Source organism: Photobacterium sp. Ph5 (assembly GCF_022129445.1).
GTDB lineage: Bacteria > Pseudomonadota > Gammaproteobacteria > Enterobacterales > Vibrionaceae > Photobacterium.
Map to the genome: position 1 here is coordinate 1 of NZ_JADQAQ010000093.1, position 5,593 is coordinate 5,593.

Below are 5,593 nucleotides of genomic sequence, written 5' to 3' on the forward strand. Positions count from 1 at the left end.
CATCTATAGGATCGTTCAACTGATCATTTTTGTCTTAACTGATCGGCATTAAGCATTTGTGCTGGCGTTTTTTCTTGGTCACTATTTAAGATGTTACTTAAACATGTCTAATAACCAGTAACTAACTGGATTATCAGGACATTGGTAAGGACCACATTCAAGGAACGTTGATACAACGTTGATCAACACAGCGATAATTGCCAAGATACAAACAAACTTACCAAATTTGTTCATTTGATAATTTTCGCTTGTCCATTCTTTATTCCAAAGCATTAGAAGTAGTGCTACGCCAGCGATTGCCATAGCAAAGATCACAAACGCCCATGTGTAGTAGTGCATACCAAGGATCGGACTACCAAAACCTGGTGTGCCAGGGATGACATGTAGTGATACTTGGCGAAGCGCTGTCGCTGCGCCAAATAGTGCACCGACTAGGATTACACCATAATGGCGTTGCTGAGTGCCATAGACGACATTAAGCATAAAGCCAAACATCACCATAACAAAACCAAGACGCTGTAATAAACACAGTGGACAAGGTAACTCATTCCAAGCGACTTGTAATACTGAACCCATTAGTAATACAAAAGTAATACCTAATAGGCCTAAGCTATTAAGAAGGGTTACATGTTTATTATTCATTCATCATCTCCCTTCTTATAATAAAATTGATAGCGAATCAGTTGCATGGTGATGAAACCAATACAAGCCAATAATTACCGATGCGGCAAAAAACGCATATCCTACATTTTTTTTACCAATGAAAGCGCTGACCATTGCAATCAAAAGTAATAGAAATATTAAACTCATCATAAGCTGATTTAACCTAAAGTGATTTGTTATTTTTAATTAAGTATCTGTATATATATCGTTATCTTAGTTGAGCATGTTTTTAGTAAAATAACTCTACACAGACAATTTTACGCTCTTAGGTCATCATGTTGTTAATATTATGTCAATTATTTTACTCTCGTAATGAGGATTTTTGATCTTCGTTGGTAATTATATAGTGCTTTTTTTGCCATCGGCAGCCTATCTACATCACATTCAGAAAAGCCCTGTTCGCGGAACCAATGTAAGCTTCGGGTTGTTAATACAAATAAGTGATTGAGGTTTTGTTGACGGGCTTGTTGGCATAACTCATTGAGTAGTAATACACCGCGATTATCATCCCTAAAGTCAGAATGAATTGCCACACAGGCCATTTCCGCCATTTTTTCTTCAGGAAAGGGGTAAAGTGCAGCACAACCTATAATTAAATTGTCACGTTCTACAATCGTAAATTGAGTAATTTCTTGCTCTAGTTGTTCGCGTGAACGTCTAACTAAAATTCCTTCTTGCTCTAATGGCTGGATCAGATCCAGAATGCCACCAATGTCATTAATATTGGCGCGCCGTACTTTTTCTGCACTCGCCATTACGATTTGAGTGCCGATACCATCAAGAGAAAAAAGTTCTTGAATTAATGCACCATCCTCTTTGTAGCTGATCAGGTGGCTACGAGGAACGCCTGCTCGGCAAGCACTAATGGCACCACGTAGGAAGCGCCCAGTGCCGCAGTCTTGCGCTCGCTGTACGACAAGTTTTTGATGGATATCATCGGCTTCGTTGGGCAGTAATTCAGAGATAATTTCATTGTTGTCACCAATAACGCCTTGTTCTGAGCAAAAACCAATAAGTTTGTCGGCTTTTAAACGGATAGCAACTTGGGTTGCAACTTCTTCTGAGGTGAGATTAAAGCACTCGCCCGTTACCGAACTTGCGATAGGACCAAGTAGTACAATTGACCCTTGAGCTAATTGGCGTTTAATTGCATCGGTATCAATACGGCGAATTTTTCCACTATGACAATAATCTACACCATCATCAACACCGAGAGGTTGGGCGATAATAAAGTTGCCACTAATGATATTAATTTGTGCGCCAGCCATTGGGGTATTATGGATCCCCATTGAAAAGCGAGCGGTGATATCTAGCTGAAGTTGTCCCGCAGCTTGCTTGGCAATTTCCAGCGAACGTTCATCAGTAATACGTATGCCTTTGTGATAAGGCGAATGGCAATCTTGCTCTGCTAGTAATGTACTGATTTGTGGACGAGCACCGTAGACAATAACGATTTGAATGCCTAGGCTATTAAGTAGTGCGATATCATTAACGATATTATCGAAATTGGGATCGGCAAATGCCTCTCCACCCACCATGATCACCATGGTTTTCCCAACATGTGCATTTAAGTATGGAGCTGATTGTCTGAATCCTTTGACCAGCGGTGTACTACGTCTTTTCACTATCTGACATCCATGTACAAAAAAGTTATATGGATAAAGTAAATTAATTTGTCAATTTGTACAGTATTTAAGTGATAGTATTTACAAGGATGTTATGGCAGTGATTCAAAACTAACATTTCGAATAATCTATGAAGCTGGATTATCTTAGTAGTTATTGTGGAGGTGGTAATTGGATAAAGTACAATCATCTAAAGTCAGTACTTCTCATCTGATGACAAAACGTTCACAAACCATTATTTTGATTTTGCTACTAGTTGGTGGTTTAGTGCTAACCAGTCTGTTTGTGTCAAAAAAATCATTATCTTCTTGGCTGAAGCCTCCTTCACCTGTAGGTATATATGGCTATTGGAAAGAGCATGATGTCGCGAGATATGCTGCAGAGAGTTTTGAGATCCGCCCACTTGGAATTTATCGAGATGGACGGTTAGTGACGACGCAATATAGCTGGGATGGTCAAACATTAAGTTATCAATTAGGTGAGCTGCATTATTCTTATCTTTATCTTAATAACACATTTATTCGTCATCAACCTGCTCATTACATTTCTACCTTTGTACGTACGTCACTACTACTCAATTAAATCAGTTTTAGTAGCTCATGGATGGAACTTTGCTTGAGTGCTATCTGTCTCAAGAGTTCAGCTATCTGTGGTGTGCCGCCGAGACAATGTTGGATCACGTGGTTAATTTGATGCTGGGGAACCCCTTCGCTGGTCAAATTTCTTATCCATTGGTATTCAATAGCATTGGGATCTAACAAGGTATCTTTGCCAACTTTAAGTGGTGATTGCATCTCTTTATATCCTTATGAGTGCGCTATTTTTATTATTAATTTGTAAGTTATTTACTTTTTATTACGATTTTATTAAATCGTTTATATGTGACAGGAATATGACATTGGATGAATTATCAATAATATAAATATCCACATTATTTAGATGAAAATGCAGACACTACAATGACATTTAGATACAAATGTGGCTTAAGATAATTACGTTATATCGCTATTGATTTGCTACTATTACTGGCAATCGACATGCATTCATCATGTTTGCGGTATATCGCTATCGCATTTTAAAATTTTTATAGGCTTATCTATCGTGTTACGTAAAGCAACAATCGCTATTATTATGTTTGGTTTAGTTGGTTGTGCATCGAATAATGATGTTACAAAACCGACTAATGAACAAACCGCAATTCAAAAAAATCCATTAGCTCATCAATATCTTGGTAACTATTTTTCACATGTATTAAATCGTGTATCAACGATAAAGTCAGATAAGCAGCGAGATTACACAACATTCGCCCCACAAGCAGAGATGGTGGTAACGCGCTCGCCATCAATGGCGCGTAAATATGGCCCGTTGTATAACCAACTTGAAAAATGGATCAGTACTGGTGGTGATCCAAGTACATTAGCAAATTACGGTATTGAAGCTGCGCAAATGGGTGGGGGGGATAATAAAGGTAACGTGATGTTTACTGGCTATTACTCACCAGTGATTGAGTTACGCCATACGCCGAACGCCACGTTCCGCTATCCTGTCTACGCGATGCCAAAATGCCAAGGTCGTTGCCCATCACGTGCTGAAATTTACAACGGTGCGTTGAAAGGTAAAGGCTTAGAGCTTGGTTATAGTAAATCGATGTTAGATATCTTTATGATGGAGGTACAAGGTAGTGGTTTTGTACATTATGAAGACAATGATCAGTTAGAATACTTTGGTTATAACGGTAAAAATGGTCATCGTTATGTGAGTATTGGTCGAGTATTAATTGATCGTGGTGAAGTACCGAAAGAAAAAATGTCGCTGAAAGCAATCCAAGAGTGGGTATCAACCCATAGTGATGCTGAAGTACGTGAGCTGTTAGAGCAAAACCCATCATTTGTTTTCTTTAAGCCATCAAAAAGCTTAGATGTTAAAGGCAGTGCGGGTATTCCATTGCTGGCGAATGCTGCAGTAGCGGCAGATCGAAAATATATTCCAATGGGCTCTGCGTTATTAGCTGAAGTACCAGAGCTTGATGCACAAGGTCATTGGACCGGTAAGCACGTTTTACGTTTACTATTGGCGTTAGATACCGGCGGTGCGGTGAAGAAAAACCACCTAGATCTTTACCATGGCATGGGTAAGCAGGCAGGTACTGATGCAGGGCACTATAAGCACTTTGGTCGTGTATGGCGTTTAGGCTTAAAAAATACAGCAACACAAGACCCTTGGTTAAAGCCATAGTCTCGTTATGCTAGATAGCATCGCAGCCAAATGAGCTTCATGCTAACAACTGGACAATTCTATTAAGAGTGCGTATAAAAACGCACTCTTTCTTTATCCATCAGATCAGTGAAGAAGTATTATGCGTGAACTTGATACCCCAGCATCCGACAGTTATAACCAACGTTTTGGCGGCACACGTCGTTTATACGGTAATAGTGAAGTAGACATTCTTCGTGCTGCACACGTGTGCGTGATTGGTATTGGCGGTGTTGGTTCATGGGCAGCAGAAGCGTTAGCACGTTCCGGTATTGGTGAACTTACCCTGATTGATATGGATGACGTGTGTGTGACGAATATTAATCGTCAAATTCATGCAATGACGGGGACCGTCGGTAAAAGTAAAATTGAAGTGATGGCTGAGCGCATTCACCTGATTAATCCAGAGTGTAAAGTGAATCTGATTGATGATTTTATTACGCCTGATAATCAAGCAGAATACTTATCAAAAGAGTTTGATTATGTTCTGGATGCGATTGATAGCATGAAGCCAAAAGCGGCACTGCTGTCATACTGTAAGAGTAATAAAATTAAAGTGATCACTACCGGTGGTGCTGGTGGTCAAATGGATCCAACGCAAATTCAGATCGCTGACTTAACTAAGACAATTCAAGATCCATTGGCGAAGAAGTTACGTGATACCTTGCGTCGCCATCATAACTTTCCGAAGAACCCAAAACGTAAGTTTGGCATTGATTGCGTGTTTTCAACCGAGCAATTGAAATACCCGCAAGCTGACGGCTCTGTATGTGCAGTGAAAGCAACGGCAGAAGGGCCTAAGCGTATGGACTGTGCGAGTGGTTTTGGCGCGGCAACCGTAGTGACGGCAACGTTTGGTTTTGTAGCGGTATCGCAAATATTGCGAAAGCTTATCGAGAAATATAAACAGTAATCGATTGATCGTTAAATGAAAAAGGCAGATCACATGATCTAATGCCGTTCGGATAAGTATCATCGTTTATACCTAAACGGATATTTGGATGGCACAAAGAGGACTGAACGTGGAAACGTTCGGTCCTTTCTTTTGTCCG

The 5,593-nt window shown here is 39.9% G+C and carries 7 protein-coding genes; 3 read left to right on the top strand and 4 right to left on the bottom strand.

All coding sequences use genetic code 11. From position 1 onward, the window contains the following. Positions 1 to 93: 93 nt before the first annotated feature. From I3259_RS19765 to argA, 3 genes are all read right to left on the bottom strand, one after another. Positions 94 to 642: a disulfide bond formation protein B gene (locus tag I3259_RS19765; protein WP_238031386.1), complete on the bottom strand. Its 549-nt coding sequence runs from the start codon at positions 640 to 642 to the stop codon at positions 94 to 96. 15 nt (positions 643 to 657) lie between these two features. Continuing rightward, a complete protein-coding gene (locus I3259_RS19770) occupies positions 658 to 813 on the bottom strand; it encodes a DUF5993 family protein (protein WP_005371575.1) in 156 nt (51 codons plus the stop codon). Positions 814 to 959: 146 nt separating this feature from the next. Further along, entirely contained in the window at positions 960 to 2,288 is a 1,329-nt protein-coding gene (gene argA, locus I3259_RS19775; protein ID WP_238031387.1) for an amino-acid N-acetyltransferase, read from the bottom strand. A gap of 171 nt (positions 2,289 to 2,459) precedes the next feature. Here argA and I3259_RS19780 point away from each other — a divergent pair, with 171 nt between their 5' ends. Next, positions 2,460 to 2,870, top strand: a complete 411-nt coding sequence (locus I3259_RS19780; RefSeq protein ID WP_238031388.1) for a DUF2850 domain-containing protein — start codon at positions 2,460 to 2,462, stop codon at positions 2,868 to 2,870. Here I3259_RS19780 and I3259_RS19785 read toward each other — a convergent pair. Further along, positions 2,867 to 3,082, bottom strand: a complete 216-nt coding sequence (locus I3259_RS19785) for a hypothetical protein (protein ID WP_238031389.1) — start codon at positions 3,080 to 3,082, stop codon at positions 2,867 to 2,869. The two genes, I3259_RS19780 and I3259_RS19785, sit on opposite strands and share 4 nt — an antisense overlap. Before the next feature lie 307 nt (positions 3,083 to 3,389). Between I3259_RS19785 and mltA the strand changes: the two genes are divergently transcribed. Together mltA and tcdA are read left to right on the top strand one after the other, a co-directional pair. Further along, entirely contained in the window at positions 3,390 to 4,523 is a 1,134-nt protein-coding gene (mltA, locus tag I3259_RS19790) for a murein transglycosylase A (RefSeq protein ID WP_238031390.1), read from the top strand. 121 nt (positions 4,524 to 4,644) lie between these two features. Beyond that, on the top strand, positions 4,645 to 5,454 hold the full coding sequence (gene tcdA / locus I3259_RS19795) for a tRNA cyclic N6-threonylcarbamoyladenosine(37) synthase TcdA (protein WP_238031391.1): 810 nt from the start codon (positions 4,645 to 4,647) through the stop codon (positions 5,452 to 5,454). The last annotated feature ends 139 nt before the right edge of the window (positions 5,455 to 5,593 follow it).